Raw genomic sequence first — 20347 nt, 5'->3', positions numbered from 1 at the left:
GTTTTAATGAAAGCCTGTTTATACGTATGAGTATGTTATGAAACTAAAAATTGTTACTAGCGCAATACTTGCTTCTATTGCCGCTTCTTCTTTCGCTGCTGATGGCGATATTCATCAGGTTACCATTCTTGGTACTTCCGATATTCACGGGCATTTTATGCCATGGGATTATGCTGCTGACAAACTGAATATGCAGGGGAGCCTAAGTCAAATCGCCACCAAGGTTAAACAGATACGAGAGCAAGATAAAAACGTTATTTTAGTGGATGCGGGAGATACGATTCAGGGAAACTTTGTTGAAACGTTTAAGCATGAAGCCGTTGACCCTATGATGCTCGGTTTTAATGAGATGAACTACGATGTTTGGGTGCTGGGTAACCATGAGTTTGATTTTGGTTTATCGGTATTAAATCGCTCCCTGACTCAATTTAAAGGCCGAGCGTTAGCCGGGAATATTCAGAGGCCCGATGGCAATCCATTCTTACCCGCCGCAACAATTATTGAAAAAAATGGCGTCAAAATCGGTATTATTGGAATGGATACTCCGATGACGCAAGTGTTTGCTGAAGGCACGAATCGCCTTGAAGGCATGAGCTTCACTAACCCAACACTTGAAGTGAAAAAAGTGATTGGGCAGATAAAAAATGATGTCGATGCGATCGTTTTGGTTGCGCACATGGGGCTGGATAACGAAAACGACATCAAAGATACGGGCGTATCTGATATTGCCAATGCTAACCCGGAAATCGATGCCATTGTTGCTGGCCACATGCACACTAAAATTGATAAAGCGACGGTAAACGGTGTCATCATTACCGAGCCTGACAAATATGGACGCGTTTTATCTCGAATCGATTTCCAATTTGAAGAAAAGGATGGCAAATACACGCTCGTTCATAAAGACAGCTTCACTTACCCTATAAAAGGTGTTGATTCTGATTCGAAAATGGAAACGCTGTACGCACCTTATCATCAACGCTTACGAGAAAATGCCAATCGCGAAATTGCGATACTTGACGGAGTCGACTTGGTTCCTGATGATGAAATACGCGGTATCCCTCAAGTGCATATTCAAGATACCGGCATCAGTGCGCTGTTTCAGGAAGCCAGTTTTTTCTACGCGCCAAAAGCAAACGTGATCGCACTGCAAATTGATAATGACCAAGCTCAACTTGATACTGGCCCAATCAAAGCAAAAGATATCGCGTTTAACTATCAATATGCTGGTGGTGAAATTACGGTTTACCAAATGACAGGTAAAGAGCTGCGCACCTACATGGAATGGGCCGCTGGGTATTTCAATTCCGTCTCGCCAGGCGATGTGACTTATAGCTTTGATCCAAAGCGGCGCGCATCGAAATACTCAACCAATGATTTTTTTGCGGGTGTCACTTACACCATTGATCTTACTCAACCTGCGGGTAAGCGAATTAAAGATCTGCGTTTTGCTGGTGGACAACCGATTGATGATACTAGTGATATTCGGTTGGGTATGAATAGTTACCGAATGGGGCATTTGACGCAGAAAGGGGGTAGCCTTGAAGGGCGGTCATTCCCGATTATTTTTGACTCGGAAGCGGAATATGGCGAAGAGGAAGGAACTATTAGAAACCTAACGATCCGCTATCTCACCCAAGAGAAACAAGGCCGCTACGAAGGGAAACCAATGCAACGTTGGAAGCTGGAAGGTTTGCAAGGGTATGAATCGGAACGTGCCATCGTGAAAGCTCTAATTAATAGTGGCCAAATTGATGTACCAAGTAGTGATGATGGGCGTTATAGCAATATCGCCTCGATCAATGTTAAAGCACTGCTTTTTACCAATAAGGCCGCGGCTGAAGAGGCAATCAATGCGCGTATTTTGCAAAGTAGCCAAGCTTCTGATGCTGAAAAACAGCGTATCAATCGAGAGATTGTATTGCTCAAGGCATTGAATGCTAATGTTTTAGATTAGCTAAAGTTTTAAATTAACGGTTAAGGCTCTGGCCAAAAGTCAGAGCCTACTACTTTAACGACTAACTCATCAATAACCAGAATCCAACACCTATCATCAATGAGCCTGAAATACGGTTCATTAGACGCACATTTTTTGAATGCCCTAGAGCTCGTTTTAACCCCTTGCCACCTGTTGCGTAAAGTGTCATACAGACAAATTCTGAGACCATAATAATGGACACCAGCAGTAATAGTTGAGGTGCAAGTGGTGCTTCACTATTAATAAAAGGCGGAAGTAGGGAGATCATAAACGCCCAGCCTTTAGGGTTAGCAATCGCGGTCACAAAACCTTGCATGACAAGATCCCAGTCTTTGTTATGGGGAGTGACCTGTGAGTCGCTACTGAGGGCAAGCTTGCCTTTTGAGCGCCACATCTGAATGCCTATATAGCCAAGATAGATGGCACCGATGGTTTTGAATCCGGTAAAGAGCCAAGGGTAATTGAGCATAATCGAAGCCATCCCCAAAACGGCTGCGATGGAAACGAACGCCACACCGACGATCTCTCCCATCATCATCCATAAAGTTCGGCGATAACCAATACTCATCCCAAGACTCAGTGCCAATGTCATGCACATACCTGGAGTAATCGAAACAAAAAAGAATGTTGGTATAAATGCCAGAAGTAAAGTACTGCTCATTAATCAATCCGTGTTGAGAGACAAGAGCTCTAGCATACACATTAATTACAATCTTCACTATTTCACTTTGCTGTGCAATTGACGACAGTGCTACTTACGGATTGAAACCAATAAAGATGACCGTTTGGGATGATGAAGCATAGATAGGATGCACAGAGATGAAAAAAGCCGCATTGCTGCAGCTCTTTCGTTGTTATGGCTTACTTCTTACGATTTTTTAGTCGATTCATCATGTTCAAACGACGTTCTGCTGAGGCTTGATCCGGCTTTTCGTCATTTGGGTTGTTACGACGGCCTTGGCGATCTTTGTACGCCGCTTTTGTGTGAAGTTTTTCAATGTAGGCATCACGCTGTTTAGGTTCATAACCTGGCTGTTCAACACGGCGGATGCGTTGTTGGATAAGGTTTTCAACCTGAACAACAGTCAACTCTTCTTCGCGGCTGACAAATGAGACAGCATGTCCCTGTTTGCCAGCACGACCAGTACGACCTATGCGGTGTACATAATCTTCGGCAAGAAATGGCATGTCATAGTTAACCACGTGTGGCAGGTCGACGATATCTAAACCACGTGCAGCCACATCGGTCGCAACCATGACACGCACTTTGCCTTCTTTAAATTCTTCAAGAGCGCGTCGACGTGCACTTTGTGCTTTATCGCCATGACATAGCACGGCCTTGATGCCATCCAGTTTCAGCTCTTTAACCACTTCATTAGCCGTCTCTTTATAGTTCACAAATACTAAGACTTGTTGCCAATTTTTGCGGCCAATCAGTTCAGATAGCAGTTCCGTTTTACGCTCTTGATCGACAGGGTAAACCACATGCGCCACTGTTGCGGCCGTGGTATTGGCACGATCAGCATTAATGCGTTTGGGTTTGCGTAAAATATCGCCCGCCAGTTGGTTAAGCTGAGTGGATGTAGTGGCCGAGAACATCATGATTTGCGGTGAGGTTTCTACTTCCAGCATGATTTTACGCACGGGATTGATGAATCCCATATCTAAAATTCGATCTGCTTCGTCGAAAACCAAAAACTCAAGGTTGGCGAGTGAAACATTACCTTCACTTAAATGCTCTTCTAGTCGGCCAGGGGTCGCGACCAAAATGTCCACACCCATTTCAAGCTGACGAACTTGAGAAGACATTTTATTTCCACCGTAAACAGCAGCGACACTGAGTTTGGTGTACTTGACGTAGTCTTTAATGTTCTGGGCAATTTGCGCCACTAATTCACGCGTGGGTGCCAAAATTAAGCCTCGCGCTGTTTTAGGCGAAGGTTGCTTGCCGCTATCTAACAGATGTTGAATAACGGGCAGTGCGAATGCTGCGGTTTTGCCTGTGCCAGTTTGCGCCGTTGCAAAAATATCATGCCCTTTACGAGCCTCGGGAATGGCTTGACGCTGAATGGGGGTAAGTTTTTCATAGCCGCATTCAGTAAGCGCTTTAACAAGTTCAGGTGCAAAACCTTGAGATGAAAATGACATTTAACGGGTTCCTTAAGCAGACAGCCTACAGTTCTTAATTTTAGCCGTGCACTATATAGGATTTAGAGTGATTTATCTCACGTTTATCGTGATCAGTGATAAATTTCCTACATTATTGACCAATTGTATTTGAGTTCACAAATGAGATGAATTGGTGATTCATAGCGGTTGCCTATCTTTCTATTATGTTTTTACTTCAGAAGCCGATAATAAATGGTAGACTCTCAACACTTGCGTAGCATCATGATGACGCAGAAGTAATTAACCTTGATAAAGGATGCATAGACGCCATGGACAATGCAGATTTTGTACAGAAACGGCAATATTACCGCTTAAAGTATCCAAAGCGGGCAAGACCTACCGTAAAAATTGATGATCAGCTATTCCATGTCTGTGAAATATCAGAGCAAGGCATTCGTATTTCAATGCCGAGAGTGACTACCTTATATTGTGGTCTATCGATGTCTGGTACGGTGCAGCTACGCAGCAATAATACAGTCAAAATTGCAGGTCAAGTACTGCGCTTTCAACAAGATGAAGTCGTGGTTCAACTATCCAATGGTCCTGCTTTTAAGCACATGGTTGAAGAACAGCGTTATATTCGCCAAAGATACCCGTCTTACTTCTCGTCTTTACGTTCTGCTTAAATCAAAAACTGTCTGCGTTGAAACGAGCGGTGCGTGCTTCTGCGATTGTGCAGTGCGTGATGTGCATAAGTTCGGCGAGAGTGATTGATGGGTTTTGTTTAACAAGCCTTACCAACTTGGCTGATTTGGGTTCAAGCTGTTCCTGATATTCTGCCAGTTTGTCTTTGAGTCTCGTTATTAAAAATTGCATGACCAGTGAATCAAGTTCTCTGAGCCGATTTGCCAATAATTCAAGTTGCGTTATCTCACCACTGATTTGCCAATTTCTGGAACGTCGTATTCGTTTCAGGTCGCACTGATATTCTCTCGCCAGCATTTTTGCTTTTTTCGCATTTTCTCCACCAAGCCGATGAATCAATGAGGGGAGGGAAATCGTGATGATCATAATAGCCATGTTCTTGTTTGAATGACTTTCCGTTATAACACGGTCTTATAAAACGGTGAAACCCCGATAGTTGGTAGCTATCGGGGTTTCGAATTTTTAGATTTCTCGGATGGTAAGGCCGATAGTCTTTATGCAAAAGGTTGGATTTTATCCAACTAATTCCTTGGTAGGAAATTAGATGCGGATGAAGTCCATGTGCTCAACTTTTGGCTTGAACACGTGACGTTGAACGTCTTGTGGCTTAACTTTTACTTCTGCGCCATCAATTACTAGAGTAATTGCTTCGTAGAATTCTGGTTTGTCCATTTGGTTGATCACGTCAGAATGATCCAGTGCGATAGCAACTGGCGCTGCTTCACCACCGTAAACAACTGCTGGGAATTGGCCCGCGTGACGTAGGCGGCGGCTCGCACCTTTACCTAGTTCAGTACGTACTACTGCTTCGAATTTCATAGTTTTTACACTCAAATTAGTAAAAATAAACTTCACATCTGCAATGCGACCTTGCTGATGTGGTATAGCTTTGATAGTGAATCAATGATTACTAACAAAACGAGCGCGGATACTAGCACTCTATCTAAGATGGGGCAATAGAAAATCCCTTGCAGCATCGATTTATTGCAGTGTTACGAAGGACCGTGACAGTCTTTATTGCTTAATGTCGAGTTCGATTTCGTCCATTAAACCGAACGAAAAGTTAGCACCGCTTTTAACCCCCCCATGGTGCTAGTCGATAGGGTTAGCGTACCGCGATAACTGTGCGCCATTTCACTGACAATATTCAACCCAAGCCCAGATCCAGAGGTTGTTTCGTCTAAGCGCACGCCACGTTGTACCGCTTTAGCCAGATCTTGCTCAGCAATACCTGGGCCATCGTCTTCAATGTGGATTTCTACCCAGCCTTCTTCTCGATTTTTTGCGTGAACTCGAACCAAAGAAGCTGCCCATTTGTAGCTATTTTCCAGTAGGTTGCCGAGCATCTCGTCGAGATCGGTTGGGTCAACGGCAACCTCTAGATCAGAATCCAACTCATTAACTAACGTGATTTCACGCTGTGCGTAAATTTTGTCAAATGCCATAGAAATAGCATCTACCCGTTCGCTTGGATTGGCTTTTACCGCAAGAATATTCATTGAGCCAGCCATGCGCGCGCGCCCTAGATGGTAGTCAATCTGCTTTTGTAACTGTTCAATCGGTGTTCTGAGTTTCTGCTGTTGTGCGAAATCAAGATGATCGATCTCATTGCGCAGTACAGAAATCGGCGTTTTTAAAGCGTGAGAGAGATTGCCTGCATGATTACGTGCACGTTCAAGCAATTCTTGATAGTGGAATAACAGTGCATTCAAATCATTGACTAACGGAAAGACTTCTTTTGGGTACTCGTCACTGAGACTGGCTTGTTGACCTTTGCGCAATGCGGCCAGCTCTTTTTGCATTTTCCCTAACGGCCGTAATGACCAACTGACTTGCAAGCCAATCAGCACCAATACACCACTGAAGAGCAGACCTAGTATCATCCACAATTGGCTAATTACGCTGTTTAAAGTGTCTTGTAATGGTGCTTCATCAAGACCGATGGTAATGGTGATAGGAGAAGGGAAATCTGGTAAGTAGATGATTTGTTCAATGACGATCAGTTTTTCATCTCTTGCGCCTTTGACGATGCTTTTCAAGCCATGTTTTTCGCTGATAAGACGCTTATCCCACAATGATCGAGAACGAAGCGATTGATCATGGCTTGAGGCCGTCCAATAAAGGCCGCTGTAGGGTTGGCTAAAACGAGGGTCTGAAAGGCGCGACGATAGCACTAGATTCCCTTGCGGTGTTGCTTCCAAGTTCGCTGTGATTTCATCCATCGCTAAGCGTAGCTGACCTTGCACATCATTGACTAGGTAGTCTTTGATCAGTGTGGGAATGCCAATTCCCGCCGCTAAAATCATGGTACCTAACCAAAACGTTGCCGCGAGTAGTAAACGACTTTTTAAACTGAGGCGCTTTAAGGCCGAGGTTTTATTTTGCATTAAGCTGGTATCCCAGTCCTCTCACGGTTTTGATAATGTTGTTATTGATTTTTTTACGGATGCGGCCAATAAACACTTCGATGGTGTTGGAGTCTCTATCGAAATCTTGTTTGTAGATGTGTTCCACCAGTTCAGTCCGTGAAATGACTTTGTCGGCATTGTGCATGAAGTAGGCAACCACTTTGTATTCCAGTGCCGTCAAGCTCACCGCTTGACCTTGCCACATCACTTTAGAGGTTCGAGTATCAAGGCTTAAGTCACCGATTTGCATCACAGGGGAAGCGTTACCTGATGCTCGGCGCAGTTGTGCGCGGATACGAGCGGTTAATTCCACTATCTCAAATGGTTTGGTGAGGTAATCATCCGCTCCTGCATTTAAGCCCTCGACTCGTTGAGTCAAACCGTCTCTTGCACTGAGGATCACAATAGGCGTATTAATGTTTTCATCTCGAATGCCTTTCAATACGGTGAGCCCATCGAGCTTGGGTAAACCGAGGTCGAGCACAATCACATCCCACTCTTCTGATGTGGCGCGATAGAGTGCATCAATGCCATCTTGTGATAATTCAGGCACCCAGCCGGTCTGTTCAAGCGCTTCTACAATTTGTTCCCCAAGACGAGGATCGTCTTCGACTACCAATATTTTCATGGTTATTCTCTATTTTTTGATGATGTCGCGTAGGTTCCTGCCACGAATAGCCATTAGTTCTAATGTGCTTGCATTATATTCTACGCGGATAACTCGGTTGTCATGCATCAGTTTTAATTCGTAGACCCATTCACCATCATCTTCATCTAACTCTACTTTGATAACTCGGCCATTGAGTTCTTTATCTATCGTGGCATAAAGCTCAGACAATGGATGAATTAAACCTTTTTGAACTGCCGCGTAGACCTCGTCTTGATCCTCATCAATCTCTACCTTGGTTCCTGGCTTATAAGTGTCTTGAACCCAATCGTGTACATCACTGCTTGCAGCTAAAGTGGGTAAGGATAATGATGAGAGCAGCAGTAAGCGTGCGAAAGCTTTACCCTTTTTGAACAACATGTTGCGCCCCCCCTGTAATAAGATGAACAGAGTATAAATGACCTTACATGAATAGAAAGTGAATCATCGGTTTTGTAGCTCATCTTCAAAGATCTTATCGCGCATTTTCCAAAATCGTCCCACTTTTCGCGCAATGACAAATTGTGGTGGACGAAAACGGTGTTGATGAGCCACGACTTTGCTTGGTGAAGATTGATCAAAAGGGCGATGCTTATCGGCTAGGTGTGGTCGCACAAATTGGTCGTGGAACACCTGTTTCTGTTTCTTGGTGGTTAGTGGCCAAAATTCGTGGACTTGTGCATCGTTCTCACCACGATAGGTAACGCGCAGTTGCGCTTTTCCACTTGCATCTTTATGTACATTCAAATTCATTTCGATACATTCAAAAACCAATGCATCTTTGAGGTTGAGTGCCTCTTTGAGCTTTTTATCAGGGTCAACCAGTGTTGCGTCACATTCATGGCAGATACGTGCGGCGATATCGTTGTCAGCCCCACACTCACCGCAATATTTTGCTCTAAAACGGTAACCACAGTGTTCTCGTTCGCCACTTTCTTCGTCTGTAAAATAGCCTTGGCAACGTCGACCATAGTGTTCAAGCAAAAAACCAGCGGCATCGAGTTTACCCCAAAAGTTGTTATTAAAACCGCAGGCCGGACAGGGAATGGTAATAATTTCACTGTTGGGATCGGGCTTTGGCTCACCGACTTCTGGTTGATAAAGATCATAGTTATTGCCCGCATAATCCAATACCAAACATTCGGTTTTTCCTGCGGATAAGCGTAGCCCACGTCCGACAATTTGCTGATATAAACTGATGGACTCGGTGGGGCGTAAAATCGCAATCAGGTCAACATGCGGAGCATCAAAACCTGTGGTTAATACCGACACGTTAACTAAGAATTTGATTTGGCGCTGTTTAAACTGCTTGATGATGGTGTCGCGTTCAGGGGTCGGCGTGTCACCAATGACGATGGCAGTTTCGTTGTTGTGCAGTAATTGCACAATTTCTTGAGCGTGGCGAACGGTGGCTGCAAAGATCATTACTCCCTGTTTTTGCTGTGCTAGTTGGATGATTTGTTGAACAATCTGTGGTGTGGCACGTTTCGATTGCTCAATCACCATGTCGAGTTCGGCTTCTTTGTAGCGCCCGGTATTGGCGGGTTTTAGCTGCGAAAAATCGTAACTGAGCACGGGGGCATCAACCATTCGCGCTGGCGTTAAAAAAGCTTCATCAAGCAGATAACGGATCGGTAGCTCAAAAATACAGTCACGGAAGAAGCGAGGCTCCTCACTGCGCACTTGGCCGCGAGTATGGTATTGATAAATCCAGCCCATGCCTAAACGATAAGGCGTAGCGGTTAACCCCAACACTTTAATCCCCGGGTTGAGCTCGCTTAAATGGGTGATCACCTTTTGATAGCTACTACTTTTCTCATCCGGTACGCGGTGGCATTCATCAATCACCAGTAATGAAAATTGATTTTTAAAGGCATCTAAATTGCGCACCACGGATTGTACCGAAGCGAAGACGACCTGTTGATCGGTCTCTTTTCGTCCTAAACCTGCCGCAAATACCGCGCCTTGCAAACCGTAGTCCTCATATTTGGCATGGTTTTGCTCTACCAGTTCTTTCACGTGCGCTAGTACTAAGACTCGTCCTTTGGCAAGCCTTGCTAGCTCAGCAATAACCAAACTTTTTCCTGCCCCCGTCGGTAGTACAATTACGGCGGGCGTAGTGTGATGACGAAAATAGTGGATCACGGCTTTGACCGAGTCCGATTGATAAGGACGAAGTGTGTACATAACTCGCGTTTTCTCTTGTTGAACGCTGGATAAAAACAGTGAAATAGATCAACTATTTCATTTTAGCTGCGTATAATACCTGACTTGATTTAGATGAGGTAATCATGCGGTTAGATAAATTTTTGTGTGATGCGTTAGGTGCGACACGTAAAGAAGCCACCAAGATCATCAAAAGTGGTGATGTCACAGTAAATGGTAAGACGCAGAAAAGTGGTTCATTGCAGGTGACGCAGGAGTGTGAGGTGGAGTGGCAAGGCCGTGAGTTAATCTTGCATGGCCCGCGCTATATCATGTTACACAAACCCACTGGCTACGTTTGCTCACATGAAGACGGCTTCAATCATACGGCATTTATTTTGCTCGATGAAGTGAATGTTCAAGACTTGCATTTTGCAGGACGTTTGGATGTCGATACCACAGGTTTGGTTCTGATCACCGATGACGGTCAATGGTCTCATCGCATTACCTCGCCAAAACACAAATGCGACAAAACCTACCGTGTCTGGCTTGCAGACCCTATTGAAGCGAATTATGTCGAACAATTCTTGACGGGTATTGAACTGCGTAATGAGCGTGAGCCAACCTTGCCTGCGCAATTGGAAGTCGTCGGTGAGAATGAATGTTTACTGACCATTCATGAAGGCAAATACCATCAAGTTAAACGCATGTTTGCTGCTTTAGGCAATAAAGTGGTTGGCCTTCACCGTGAGCGCATTGGTCATATTGTGCTAGATGAGGCACTAGAGCCCGGTGAATACCGTTATTTGACTGACCAAGAAGTGGCTTCTATTGGGGCTTGAACGGCCTAGCTTTACTGCAACTTCATTTCTTATTTATCTGGAGAACTATGACTTCATCTCAACCTGTTACAGCGAATAATACGCCGCACATTAGTTTTTTACTCTTCTTAGTATTAGGCGCGATTGGCGCATTAACGCCGCTGGCGATTGATATGTATCTGCCAGCCATGCCAGCGATTGCTAAAGATCTCGGTGTGAGTGCTGGAGCGGTACAAATGACGCTGACTGCTTATACCGCTGGTTTTGCGATAGGCCAACTATTGCATGGCCCGCTGGCCGACAGTTATGGCCGTCGCCCAGTGTTGCTGATCGGCGTATTACTGTTTGGTATTGCTGCCACTGTGAGTGCGACTACGCAGGGTATTGAAGCGTTAACGTATGTTCGCGCTGCGCAAGGTTTTGCTGGAGCAGCGGCGGCTGTGGTTATCCAAGCGGTGGTGCGTGATATGTTTGATCGCGAAGATTTTGCCCGCGCCATGTCTTTTGTCACCTTAGTGATGACCGTTGCCCCGTTAGCTGCGCCGATGATTGGCGGACACTTGGCCATTTGGTTTGGTTGGCGTTCGATATTTTGGGTGTTAGCTATTTTTGCCGCCGTGGTGATTGCTCTCGTGGTTTGGAAAATTCCAGAAACACTCAGTGCAGAAAATCGTCAACCACTACGCTTTCGAAATACCATTCGCAACTATGTGCAGTTAAGCCGTAACCCAGTCGCGATGGGGCTTGTTTTTTCTGGTGCTTTCTCGTTCGCTGGTATGTTTGCCTTTTTGACCGCAGGCTCTTTTGTCTATATTGATATTTATGGAGTCGATCCTGATCAATTTGGTTACCTGTTTGGCCTCAATATCGTCGCGATGATTATTATGACCAGCTTGAATGGTCGAATGGTGAAACGAGTCGGTTCCCACGCCATGCTACGCTTTGGTTTATTGATTCAGTTGTGCGCAGGTATCGGGCTATTTATCGCGTGGTTACTCAACCTTGGTTTATGGGGTATTGTGCCTTTTGTGGTGCTTTTTATTGGTACATTGTCAACGATAGGCAGTAATTCAATGGGATTATTGTTAAGTGGTTATCCGAAAATGGCGGGTACCGCTTCTTCACTGGCTGGAACGTTGCGTTTTGGCACAGGCTCAGTGGTTGCGGCGATTGTCGCGATGATGCCTAGTGATGTTGAGTGGCCGATGATTGTGGTCATGACGGCGTGCTCGGTACTTTCATCTCTTTTTTATTGGACATTAGGAAGAAAGGCGTAATGTCAGAGTATTACCTCGAAATTCAACGTGTAGTGAATACAGCGCTGCAAGAGTTAACAGCAGAACACCAAGCGAATAAGCTGGTGAATGCGCCTTTAGCTAATAATCACTTTTTGGTGCATTGGGTGAGTAAGGCATTGAAAGCACAACGATTCCATCGCTGTGTGGTGGATGATTTAAATCGTTGGCAGAAAGCTGGACGTTCGAAAGGCAACCAATCTGAATTACTGTTTATCTTCAAACGCATCTCAGCATTTTACGGTAAGTTTTTTGCGCAAGAGGCGGATAACATCATTACCGATAAGAAAATTGACGCGTTTTTGGAATTCATGGAAGCGGCTCACTGGGAAGTGACAACATGTGATCCATTGGTGAATGAAGGCAAATTACAGCTTTTTACCGATGGGCAAAACTCATTGGCTTTGTGCGCAAATCAGTGTGAATCATGCTTTGATGGTGAACTGCTCGTGAAGCCGATGAACTGGTTTGTACGGGGCCATCATGCTGATTTCGTCGAAAAAGCCAGCAATGCTGGCTTTATGGTGCACAAACGTACCGATTATAAGTCGAATGTGAAATATCATGGTGAATATTTGATATACCCAAGCAACCATGGCGTGCAATTGGCTGAAATTCCATTAGGCTTTCCTATTGATTAGTATGGAATTGAAACTCAATAAGTTGCAGAGCTAGCGATTTCGCTAGCTCTTTTTTTGTGCCTTTTTGACGATGGCTTTAACCATGCCATTAAAAATAAAAAGGTGGGCAGGCATCATCGCGAACCAGTAAAGTAACCCTAAGAATCCTTTGGGGTGCCACCATGCGGTCACATTGAGTTCTCGCGTTTCGCCTAGATCTTTAATGGTAAATTCCAATCGCCCTAATCCTGGGCCTTTCATCCCAAAAAGAAGAGACAAAAACTGTTGAGGTTGGCAGCGGATCACTTTCCACGAATCAATAAAATCGCCAACTTGCAGTTCCGGGCCACAAGGGGAGCGGCGCACAGGTTTGCCACCACCGAATAAAAGATCGAGCCATTCGCGTGTACGCCATAGTGCATTGGCAAAAAAATAGCCTTCTTGGCGGCTGCCTATGGTTCGGATAACATCCCATAAAGCCTCAGCAGAAGCGCTGGTCTGAATCGTTGCTCCTGCCTGTTTAGGATAGTAGCCAAAACCGGGTTGCCAACGCTGTAGGGCACTTGGATCAAATCCCCACACCTGCGAGCGTGTAAATTCCCCTTCATGCTCGATTATTTTGGTGACAACGTCACGATAGGAGGTCAGTTTCTGGGGATAGCGTGCTTCAATGGCTTGTGAGTCGGCAATGTAATCATGATCTAAACCAGCAAGTAGTGCTCTGCCAATATTAGAGGGGACGGAGGTGACAAGACCTAGCCAGTAAGAAGCCATTTTTGGGGTTAATAGTGGGGTTGACCATAACCGAAAAGGTTTCTGCGTTGCCTGACAAATAATGGCAAATTGTTCGCGGTAGGAGAGGGTATCAGGCCCACCGACTTCAAATAATTGGTGTGCAACGGGCTGCTCATTGGCTAATTCAAGTAGATAATGATTGAGGTTTTCCAGCGCTATCGGATTTGCTTTGGAATCAACCCATTTGGGAGTGATGAGCATCGGTAAGTTGTAAACAAAATCACGCATGATTTCAAATGCGGCTGATCCCGGTCCAAGAATGACACCGGCTCTTAATTCGGTCACTGGTACAGGACTTTTCCTAAGTAGATCGCCGGTCATTTTCCGTGCTTTGAGGTGCTCTGAGTTTCCGGTTTGTGGCTGAATCGCACTTAAGTAGATCAGGTGTTTGACCTGGCTAACCTCAAGGGCTTGTTTAACGTTTTCCGCTAACGACAATTCATAGTCGACGAAATCATGTCCTTGCGCCATACCGTGCACTAAAAAATAAACCAGTTCAAATTGTGGGATAAGCGCAAGTGTCGCCTCTTTATCGGTAAGGTCTAAATAACGCAAGGTAAGGTTGGGATGAGATATGGCACGTGAGGTTAAATAGTCAATGTGCCTAGCTGCGGCCGTTACTTGAAAACCTTGCGCTAATAGCAAAGGTAACAGTTGTGAGCCGACATAGCCTGATGCGCCGAGTACTAACACTTTTTTCATGACGGTCCCTTCAAATAAGATGGTTAGATTATGCTCACAGACGTATAATAGCGACTTCATTTTTCCTGTGCTATCAATGTGTTGAATTTGAGGTGATCGGTTGTCTGTTTTTTCGCAAATCGTGTTACATACAAGAGGCGATTTTTTCCGTCGCTTAATGGCTATCGCTCTGCCGATCACCTTGCAAAGTATTATGTTTTCTAGCCGTGGTCTAGTGGATGTTTTGATGCTAGGGCAATTAGGTGAGGCTGAAATTGCTGCGGTAGGCGTTGCCGCTAGAGCAACTTTTGTCACCACCATCATGCTAGTGGGCGTGACAACCGGAGGCGCACTGTTAACAGCTCAGTATTGGGGCGCAGGAAACAAACAGGGCGTGCGAGAAAGTACGGCACTTACGTGGTTAGTCGCTAACCTATTTGCTGCAATGACGGTGGCACTATTTTTACTGTTTCCAAGTCAAATCATGGCACTAACCACGGATTCCGAGACCGTTAATGCGCTAGGTAGCCAATATTTGATTATTACCTCACTCAGTATGTTTGCTGTAGCTTGCGTCAGTAGTATGGCGGTAGGGCTGCGAGCGATGCATAAACCGGGGCTCAGCACGTTTTTTAGCGGTATTGGTATTGTTTCAAACGTGTTTTTAAACTGGGTGCTGATTTTCGGTAAATTGGGTTTTCCCGCGATGGGAATCGAAGGTGCGGCGATTGCTACCGTGCTCAGTGGTTTTATTGAAGTCGCGTGTTTATACGGTTACCTCTATGCCAAGAAACATCTGTTAGCGTTTGGAATTGACGATATCCGAGCCATCATTGAATGGCCTACCATTTCTCGTTTTTTGAAGCTTTCCTTGCCAACCACCTTTAATTTCCTTGCATGGGCAGGCGGTTTATTTGTCTACCATGCCATCATGGGGCAGAGTGGTGTGCAAGGCTTAGCGGCGCTATCGGTGATGACGCCAGTAGAATCGATTTCATTGAGTTTACTGATTGGGATGTCGAATGCGGCTGCGGTTTTAGTCGGTAACCAACTTGGCGCTAAGCAGTACGATGCTGTTTATTATCAAGCCTTAGGTTTAACTATCATCAGCCTTCTTGTAGGCGTGATCGTCGCTGCCGCCTTGTATGTGGTGCAGATCCCTATCCTGAACTCTTTCACCGCCTTGACGGATGAAACCCGTGCTTTATCTGAAGAGTTTATCGTGATACTGAGCCTTGGCATCATTTTACGTTCCATTCCAATGACGGTGATTGTTGGCGTGTTGCGAGCTGGCGGTGACGTAAAGTTTTGTCTTTATCAAGATTTAGTCGCGCAGTGGCTGATCGGTATTCCGTTAGCCGCATTTTGTGTGATTGTGCTTGGGGCTAAGCCTGAAGCCATCTATTTATTGTTTCTCGTTGAAGAGTTGATTAAATGGGGCGGTTCTCTTTATCGAATGAAAAGCAAGAAGTGGATGCGAAATTTGATTGAAAATTAGACACAACGCAGTTAGGTGGTGCAATTTGATGCACATAATGTGATCCGGTATCCAAAATGCTTTCTACTGCAGGAGAATTAGTGTAGATTCACAATCCAATTTTAGTCGATTGCGAGCGATTTGATGTTACAGCTGACCAACCTGTGTAAAGGCTATCTAGATGGCGATGAATTTCATCCCGTGCTACAGGGGGCAGAGTTAACATTAAACCGAGGCGACCAAATCGCATTGATGGGTGAAAGTGGTTCGGGTAAGAGTACATTACTCAACCTTATTGCCGGATTAGATATTGTCGATTCTGGCGAAATTTGGTTTCCAAGTTTTGCCATGCATGACACGTCAGAAAATAAGCGTACCGCTTATCGCCGAAATAACATTGGTCATATATTTCAGCAGTTTAATCTTCTTCCCACCCTCAATCTCGCGGATAATATTCGCTTTTGTCGTCAGTTGAAAGGAATGCCGGAAGACCAAGGTTTACTGCGTCAAATTCTTTCTTCGCTTGATTTAATGCCGTTGCTAGGCCGATACCCTGAAGAGGTTTCTGGTGGGCAGCAGCAGCGTGCTGCGATCGCGCGCTCCTTGTACATGGAGCCTAAGATTTTATTAGCAGATGAACCAACCGGTAGTCTTGATGAGCGTAATGCCGAGGCGGTGATGCGTTTATTGACGACCTTAACTCGCCAGCTGGATTGCACGTTATTATTGGTGACGCACAGTGAAAAAGTCGCGCAGCATATGGATGGTCGCGTACGTTTACAAGGAGGGTTGTTGCATGTTATGGCCCGTAGTTAAGGCGCTACTTGGTCATTATCGGCGTTATCCTTTACAAATCATCCTAGTATGGCTGGGTTTAACGCTTGGCGTTTCATTGTTGGTGGGAGTGACGGCCATCAACCAGCATGCTCGTCAAAGTTATGAACATGGCGAAAAGCTGTTTTCTAATCCATTACCTTATCGTATTCGTTCCAAGCATATTGCCAATAAAATCCCCCAAGGTTTCTATATTCAGTTGCGCCGTGATGGATTTTCTCAGTGCGCTCCTTTTGAAAACCATCGTTTGACGACAAAAAATGGCACGGATATTTCGCTGATTGGGCTTGATCCCGTCGCGATGTTGCCAACCAATAGCGGCCTTCCTTTATCGGAATTTTCGACATTATCATTGATGAATCCGCCGTATCCTATTCTGGTGAGTGTTGATCTCGCTCGTCTCCAAGGTTGGCAAACGGGTGATTTTATCGTGCTTGATGATGAATCAAAGTTAGGTCCTATTCAGATCGATCAACAAGATCTCATCAACGGCACACGCGTTATTGCGGATCTATCCTTGGTGCGTATGCTCAAGAAAAGTTCGGGCTTATCTGTTATTGCTTGTGGTGATATGCCGCCAGAGAAACTGAAAAGACTAAAAGATAATTTACCTAATGGTTTGACGCTAGTCCGTAGTTCTCGCACTGAGCTGGAATCACTCACGCGTGCTTTTCATCTCAATCTCAATGCAATGGGTATGTTGGCATTTTTGGTCGGGCTATTCATATTCTACCAAGCCATGTCTTTATCTTTAATCCAGCGTCAACCTTTAGTCGGGTTATTACGGCAAGCGGGCGTTTCTGGCTGGCAGCTTACCCAAGCATTGGTGATTGAGTTGTTTGGCATGGTCCTGCTTAGCTGGATATGCGGTAACGGATTGGGGTTATTATTGGCCAATCAACTTATTCCAGCGGTTTCAGCCAGTTTGGGTGACTTGTATGATGCTAATGTCGGTTTATCGATTAGCTGGAATTGGCAGTGGAGTAGTTACAGTTTAGCCATGGCGTTGATTGGTGCATTCGCGGCGTGCGCTTGGCCCCTCGTCCGGTTGCTAAAATCGCAGCCTATTCGTCTTTCGGCTCGTCTCTCTTTGCTTCGATTTGCTGGCACAGAATTTCGCCTGCAAGCCCTTGTTGCTTGCGCATTGACTGTCGCGGCGATTGCCGTGTATCAAGTTCCACAAACGCAACTTTCTGGTTTTGCAATTATTGCGTTGATGTTACTCAGTGTTGCGCTGTTTACGCCTTATCTTATTTGGACGCTGTTCAACAGTTTTTCCTACTCACTCGCTTGGGTAAAAGCGCGTTGGTTCTTTGCCGATGCAGCCGCTAGTATGAGCTATCGCGGTGTCGCAACTATGGCATTTATGATTGCTATGGCGGCGAATATTGGCATTGAAACCATGGTTGGTAGCTTTAGAGACACTACTGAAAAATGGTTAAACCAACGTTTAGCGGCCGATATTTATGTCTATCCTACCAATAGTTCAGCATCAAGAATGAGCAGTTGGTTGAAAGCGCAGCCTGAGGTCAATGATGTTTGGTGGCGTTGGGAAAAAGATTTCGCCACTGACAAAGGTGCATTGCAAGTGGTCAGCACGGGTATCTCCGATGGTGAGTTAGACTCGTTGACGGTTAAACTCGCTGTTCCTAACTATTGGTATGATTTACACCATTCAAAGAGTTTGATGATCAGTGAATCCATGGCGCTTAAATTAGGCATTAAGCCTGGTGATTTTATTGACCTTTCTGAGCCTTTGGGCCAAAAGTGGCAAGTCGTGGGGGTGTATTACGATTATGGTAACCCTTACCACCAGGTCTTATTATCACACCAAAATTGGTTATTTGCGTTTGCCAGTACGGGAAATGTGGCGCTAGGAGTGGTTTTGCACGAAGGTGTGAATGACCAAGGATTAAAGAAGCGACTAGAATCGGTATTTAGGTTGGGCTCTGAGCGGATTTTTGATAACAATCACATACATACTCAAGCGATGCGGGTGTTTGACCGAACCTTTGCCATCGCCGATACGCTCGGGCGTATTACTTTGTTGATTGCCGTGTGTGGTATTTTCTTTGCTACGTTAGCCGGAGAGGTTTCCCGCCAGCGACACGTTTCGCTACTGCGTTGTTTGGGTGTTTCTGGTAAAGAGCTGGTGGTGATTGGCAGCTTGCAGTTGTGTGTTTTTGGGGCGATAGCGCTCGTGATTGCGATGCCGTTAGGGCTTGCACTTGCTCGTCTTGTGGTGGACATCGTGATTAAACAATCCTTTGGTTGGACAATCCAACTGCAGTTGATCCCCGGGGAGTATTTGAAAACGGCAGCATGGGCGATGGTGACCTTGATGTGCGCAGGTGCAATCCCGGTTATTCGTTTGGTCAGAAGGCCACCGATTAGCTCATTTAGAGACGCGTTATAAATGATGAAACGATACCTCGTACTTTTGTGCTCTTTGTTGATTGCTGTATTGTTCGGCCTCTATTCGTGGCACCAGTATTGGCAGGCACAGCAAACGATTTCAGAATATGCCGTTTCTGAAACAGCTTCTAAGCAAATGGATACATCATCAATATCGAAGGAGCACCCGTTCGAGTTCGTGCTTCCTAATCGCCCGGTACGACTTCCTCAAGATTTCAATTTTCATCAAGGTTTTGAACATGAGTGGTGGCATTACTTTGCGAATGTCAGTGATGAACATGGGCAGCAATATGGGATCCAGTGGAGTTATTTTCGTCTCGCTAATGAAGCTCGAGATGCCAATGGATGGCTTAGTCCTCAGCTTTATCTTGCTTATGTGGTGATCTCTTCAAAGAATGAAGTCTGGCGTGAACAGCGGATTGCGCGGGGCGGAATTGGTCAAGCCGGCTTAGAATTAAAACCGTTTAAAATGTGGATTGATAATTGGAACTGGCGCGCACCGGGGACGACTCCATTTCCTGGAGTATTAGATGTAGCGACGGACACGTTTTCACTCTCATTAAAAAATAACCTTTCCGGGCCATTTGTATTACCTGGTCAGCAGGGATACCAAAAAAAGCATGATTCACTTTCTTTAGCCTCATATAGTCTCCAAGCACCGTTTTTGCAGGTCAAAGGTGTGCTCAACTTAGGTGTTAACTCTCAACCTATTCAAGTCACAGGTAATGCATGGCTGAGCAAGGAGTGGGGTAATAATCTACTGCCTAACGCTAAACAGGGATGGGATAAGTTGTTCGTTAAACTCGATAGCAAAACAACCTTATTGGTTAATCGCTATCGTTATTTTCAGCAAGAGCCCTATTTGTTTGGGGCAATTGTGAAAGATTCGGGCACCACGATCGCACTATCTGCTGATGAAATTGATTTAGTTCCTGTCGTTTCTGCCGCGTCGGAGAATGAGCGTGACATCCCGTTACAATGGGTGGTAAACATCCCTAAATATAATATTCATCTGGTGACGAAAGCGGTGAATCGCGATTTGTGGTCACCCTTTCTGATCCCTTATTGGGAAGGCCCCATTATCACCGATGGTAGTCATAAGGTGACGGGTTTCATGCAACTAACGAGCAACTAAGTTCAAATATTTGCGGAATCTAAAGGTCAAGTTGTTCTTGGCCTTTTGTGTTTTTGTGAACCTTTTTTATTTTGTTGTAAAATTGTTATGCATGAAAACTAATCAACAATGGGAAAATAGTGAAAACCAAGGAATATACGTTGTATTGTTATGCTTGACTCGGAAATTCCGATTCTTAATATCTGAACAAGCGATTTTTACTTCTATCAGCTACTGTATAAACTCTGTCATATTCATTTGTTAATGGTTTATTAACATGCATAACTATAAGGACGATATCATGAGT

The 20347-nt window shown here is 45.0% G+C and carries 18 protein-coding genes; 9 read left to right on the top strand and 9 right to left on the bottom strand.

The features are described from left to right. Positions 1–37 precede the first annotated feature (37 nt). Positions 38–1954 carry a bifunctional metallophosphatase/5'-nucleotidase gene (locus tag AACQ17_RS13425; protein WP_017047700.1) on the top strand — a complete coding sequence of 639 codons (1917 nt, stop codon included), beginning with the start codon at positions 38–40 and terminating at the stop codon, positions 1952–1954. 61 nt (positions 1955–2015) lie between these two features. Here the strand turns inward: AACQ17_RS13425 and AACQ17_RS13420 are convergent, their stop codons facing one another. Together AACQ17_RS13420 and AACQ17_RS13415 are read right to left on the bottom strand one after the other, a co-directional pair. After that, positions 2016–2636 (bottom strand): LysE family translocator, encoded by a 621-nt coding sequence (locus AACQ17_RS13420; protein ID WP_013857026.1) that lies wholly within the window; start codon positions 2634–2636, stop codon positions 2016–2018. Positions 2637–2836: 200 nt separating this feature from the next. Then, complete coding sequence (locus AACQ17_RS13415; RefSeq protein ID WP_026027722.1) at positions 2837–4123, bottom strand: DEAD/DEAH box helicase; 1287 nt, start codon at positions 4121–4123, stop codon at positions 2837–2839. 290 nt (positions 4124–4413) lie between these two features. On the opposite strand from AACQ17_RS13415, the gene AACQ17_RS13410 reads away from it, so the two are divergent. Further along, a complete protein-coding gene (locus tag AACQ17_RS13410; protein WP_017046184.1) occupies positions 4414–4770 on the top strand; it encodes a PilZ domain-containing protein in 357 nt (118 codons plus the stop codon). A 1-nt stretch (position 4771) separates the two neighbouring features. Here AACQ17_RS13410 and AACQ17_RS13405 read toward each other — a convergent pair whose 3' ends face one another. The 6 genes from AACQ17_RS13405 to AACQ17_RS13380 form a co-directional block, all read right to left on the bottom strand. Beyond that, positions 4772–5164 (bottom strand): ribosome recycling factor family protein, encoded by a 393-nt coding sequence (locus tag AACQ17_RS13405; protein WP_017047699.1) that lies wholly within the window; start codon positions 5162–5164, stop codon positions 4772–4774. 165 nt (positions 5165–5329) lie between these two features. Next, positions 5330–5608, bottom strand: coding sequence for a 50S ribosomal protein L25 (gene rplY, locus AACQ17_RS13400; protein WP_010318386.1), 279 nt, complete (start codon positions 5606–5608; stop codon positions 5330–5332). A 227-nt stretch (positions 5609–5835) separates the two neighbouring features. Beyond that, positions 5836–7176, bottom strand: a complete 1341-nt coding sequence (locus AACQ17_RS13395) for an ATP-binding protein (RefSeq protein WP_094124785.1) — start codon at positions 7174–7176, stop codon at positions 5836–5838. Further along, positions 7166–7825 (bottom strand): response regulator transcription factor, encoded by a 660-nt coding sequence (locus AACQ17_RS13390; RefSeq protein WP_094147892.1) that lies wholly within the window; start codon positions 7823–7825, stop codon positions 7166–7168. The genes AACQ17_RS13395 and AACQ17_RS13390 overlap by 11 nt, the downstream gene beginning before the upstream one ends. A 9-nt stretch (positions 7826–7834) precedes the next feature. Next, positions 7835–8224, bottom strand: coding sequence for a PepSY domain-containing protein (locus AACQ17_RS13385; protein ID WP_010318383.1), 390 nt, complete (start codon positions 8222–8224; stop codon positions 7835–7837). A gap of 63 nt (positions 8225–8287) precedes the next feature. Continuing rightward, positions 8288–10030 carry a DEAD/DEAH box helicase gene (locus AACQ17_RS13380; protein WP_094147891.1) on the bottom strand — a complete coding sequence of 581 codons (1743 nt, stop codon included), beginning with the start codon at positions 10028–10030 and terminating at the stop codon, positions 8288–8290. 104 nt (positions 10031–10134) lie between these two features. On the opposite strand from AACQ17_RS13380, the gene rsuA reads away from it, so the two are divergent. Genes rsuA through AACQ17_RS13365 form a run of 3 tightly spaced genes read left to right on the top strand, consistent with a single transcriptional unit; the run spans position 10135 to position 12745 of the window. Continuing rightward, entirely contained in the window at positions 10135–10830 is a 696-nt protein-coding gene (gene rsuA / locus AACQ17_RS13375; RefSeq protein WP_013857018.1) for a 16S rRNA pseudouridine(516) synthase RsuA, read from the top strand. A 47-nt stretch (positions 10831–10877) separates the two neighbouring features. Continuing rightward, positions 10878–12086, top strand: coding sequence for a Bcr/CflA family multidrug efflux MFS transporter (locus tag AACQ17_RS13370; RefSeq protein WP_013857017.1), 1209 nt, complete (start codon positions 10878–10880; stop codon positions 12084–12086). Next, positions 12086–12745: a DUF2913 family protein gene (locus tag AACQ17_RS13365; protein ID WP_094147890.1), complete on the top strand. Its 660-nt coding sequence runs from the start codon at positions 12086–12088 to the stop codon at positions 12743–12745. Before AACQ17_RS13370 ends, AACQ17_RS13365 begins: the two co-directional genes overlap by 1 nt. Before the next feature lie 42 nt (positions 12746–12787). Here the strand turns inward: AACQ17_RS13365 and AACQ17_RS13360 are convergent, their stop codons facing one another. After that, positions 12788–14281: a DUF2867 domain-containing protein gene (locus AACQ17_RS13360; RefSeq protein WP_094147889.1), complete on the bottom strand. Its 1494-nt coding sequence runs from the start codon at positions 14279–14281 to the stop codon at positions 12788–12790. 40 nt (positions 14282–14321) lie between these two features. On the opposite strand from AACQ17_RS13360, the gene AACQ17_RS13355 reads away from it, so the two are divergent. From AACQ17_RS13355 to AACQ17_RS13340, 4 genes are all read left to right on the top strand, one after another. Next, a complete protein-coding gene (locus AACQ17_RS13355; protein ID WP_094147888.1) occupies positions 14322–15698 on the top strand; it encodes an MATE family efflux transporter in 1377 nt (458 codons plus the stop codon). A 123-nt stretch (positions 15699–15821) separates the two neighbouring features. After that, complete coding sequence (locus AACQ17_RS13350) at positions 15822–16493, top strand: ABC transporter ATP-binding protein (RefSeq protein ID WP_013857013.1); 672 nt, start codon at positions 15822–15824, stop codon at positions 16491–16493. Continuing rightward, positions 16474–18927 carry an FtsX-like permease family protein gene (locus AACQ17_RS13345; protein WP_094147887.1) on the top strand — a complete coding sequence of 818 codons (2454 nt, stop codon included), beginning with the start codon at positions 16474–16476 and terminating at the stop codon, positions 18925–18927. Before AACQ17_RS13350 ends, AACQ17_RS13345 begins: the two co-directional genes overlap by 20 nt. Next, complete coding sequence (locus AACQ17_RS13340; protein ID WP_094147886.1) at positions 18928–20061, top strand: lipocalin-like domain-containing protein; 1134 nt, start codon at positions 18928–18930, stop codon at positions 20059–20061. Positions 20062–20347: the final 286 nt, after the last annotated feature.

This window comes from Vibrio sp. V10_P2A27P122, assembly GCF_963874335.1.
GTDB lineage: Bacteria > Pseudomonadota > Gammaproteobacteria > Enterobacterales > Vibrionaceae > Vibrio > Vibrio anguillarum.
The sequence above is the reverse complement of the archived record's forward strand: the minus strand, read 5'-3'. Positions and strand labels throughout refer to the sequence as shown.

What these genes read in the sequence shown, in the direction of transcription:
- AACQ17_RS13350 (WP_013857013.1), top strand. Translation starts at nt 15,822, where the DNA reads ATGTTACAGCTGACCAACCTGTGTAAAGGCTATCTAGATGGCGATGAA.
- AACQ17_RS13345 (WP_094147887.1), top strand. Translation starts at nt 16,474, where the DNA reads ATGTTATGGCCCGTAGTTAAGGCGCTACTTGGTCATTATCGGCGTTAT.
- rplY (WP_010318386.1), bottom strand. Translation starts at nt 5,608, where the DNA reads ATGAAATTCGAAGCAGTAGTACGTACTGAACTAGGTAAAGGTGCGAGC.
- AACQ17_RS13425 (WP_017047700.1), top strand. Translation starts at nt 38, where the DNA reads ATGAAACTAAAAATTGTTACTAGCGCAATACTTGCTTCTATTGCCGCT.
- AACQ17_RS13360 (WP_094147889.1), bottom strand. Translation starts at nt 14,281, where the DNA reads ATGAAGTCGCTATTATACGTCTGTGAGCATAATCTAACCATCTTATTT.
- rsuA (WP_013857018.1), top strand. Translation starts at nt 10,135, where the DNA reads ATGCGGTTAGATAAATTTTTGTGTGATGCGTTAGGTGCGACACGTAAA.
- AACQ17_RS13405 (WP_017047699.1), bottom strand. Translation starts at nt 5,164, where the DNA reads ATGGCTATTATGATCATCACGATTTCCCTCCCCTCATTGATTCATCGG.
- AACQ17_RS13340 (WP_094147886.1), top strand. Translation starts at nt 18,928, where the DNA reads ATGATGAAACGATACCTCGTACTTTTGTGCTCTTTGTTGATTGCTGTA.
- AACQ17_RS13395 (WP_094124785.1), bottom strand. Translation starts at nt 7,176, where the DNA reads ATGCAAAATAAAACCTCGGCCTTAAAGCGCCTCAGTTTAAAAAGTCGT.
- AACQ17_RS13415 (WP_026027722.1), bottom strand. Translation starts at nt 4,123, where the DNA reads ATGTCATTTTCATCTCAAGGTTTTGCACCTGAACTTGTTAAAGCGCTT.
- AACQ17_RS13385 (WP_010318383.1), bottom strand. Translation starts at nt 8,224, where the DNA reads ATGTTGTTCAAAAAGGGTAAAGCTTTCGCACGCTTACTGCTGCTCTCA.
- AACQ17_RS13370 (WP_013857017.1), top strand. Translation starts at nt 10,878, where the DNA reads ATGACTTCATCTCAACCTGTTACAGCGAATAATACGCCGCACATTAGT.
- AACQ17_RS13380 (WP_094147891.1), bottom strand. Translation starts at nt 10,030, where the DNA reads ATGTACACACTTCGTCCTTATCAATCGGACTCGGTCAAAGCCGTGATC.
- AACQ17_RS13365 (WP_094147890.1), top strand. Translation starts at nt 12,086, where the DNA reads ATGTCAGAGTATTACCTCGAAATTCAACGTGTAGTGAATACAGCGCTG.
- AACQ17_RS13420 (WP_013857026.1), bottom strand. Translation starts at nt 2,636, where the DNA reads ATGAGCAGTACTTTACTTCTGGCATTTATACCAACATTCTTTTTTGTT.
- AACQ17_RS13410 (WP_017046184.1), top strand. Translation starts at nt 4,414, where the DNA reads ATGGACAATGCAGATTTTGTACAGAAACGGCAATATTACCGCTTAAAG.
- AACQ17_RS13390 (WP_094147892.1), bottom strand. Translation starts at nt 7,825, where the DNA reads ATGAAAATATTGGTAGTCGAAGACGATCCTCGTCTTGGGGAACAAATT.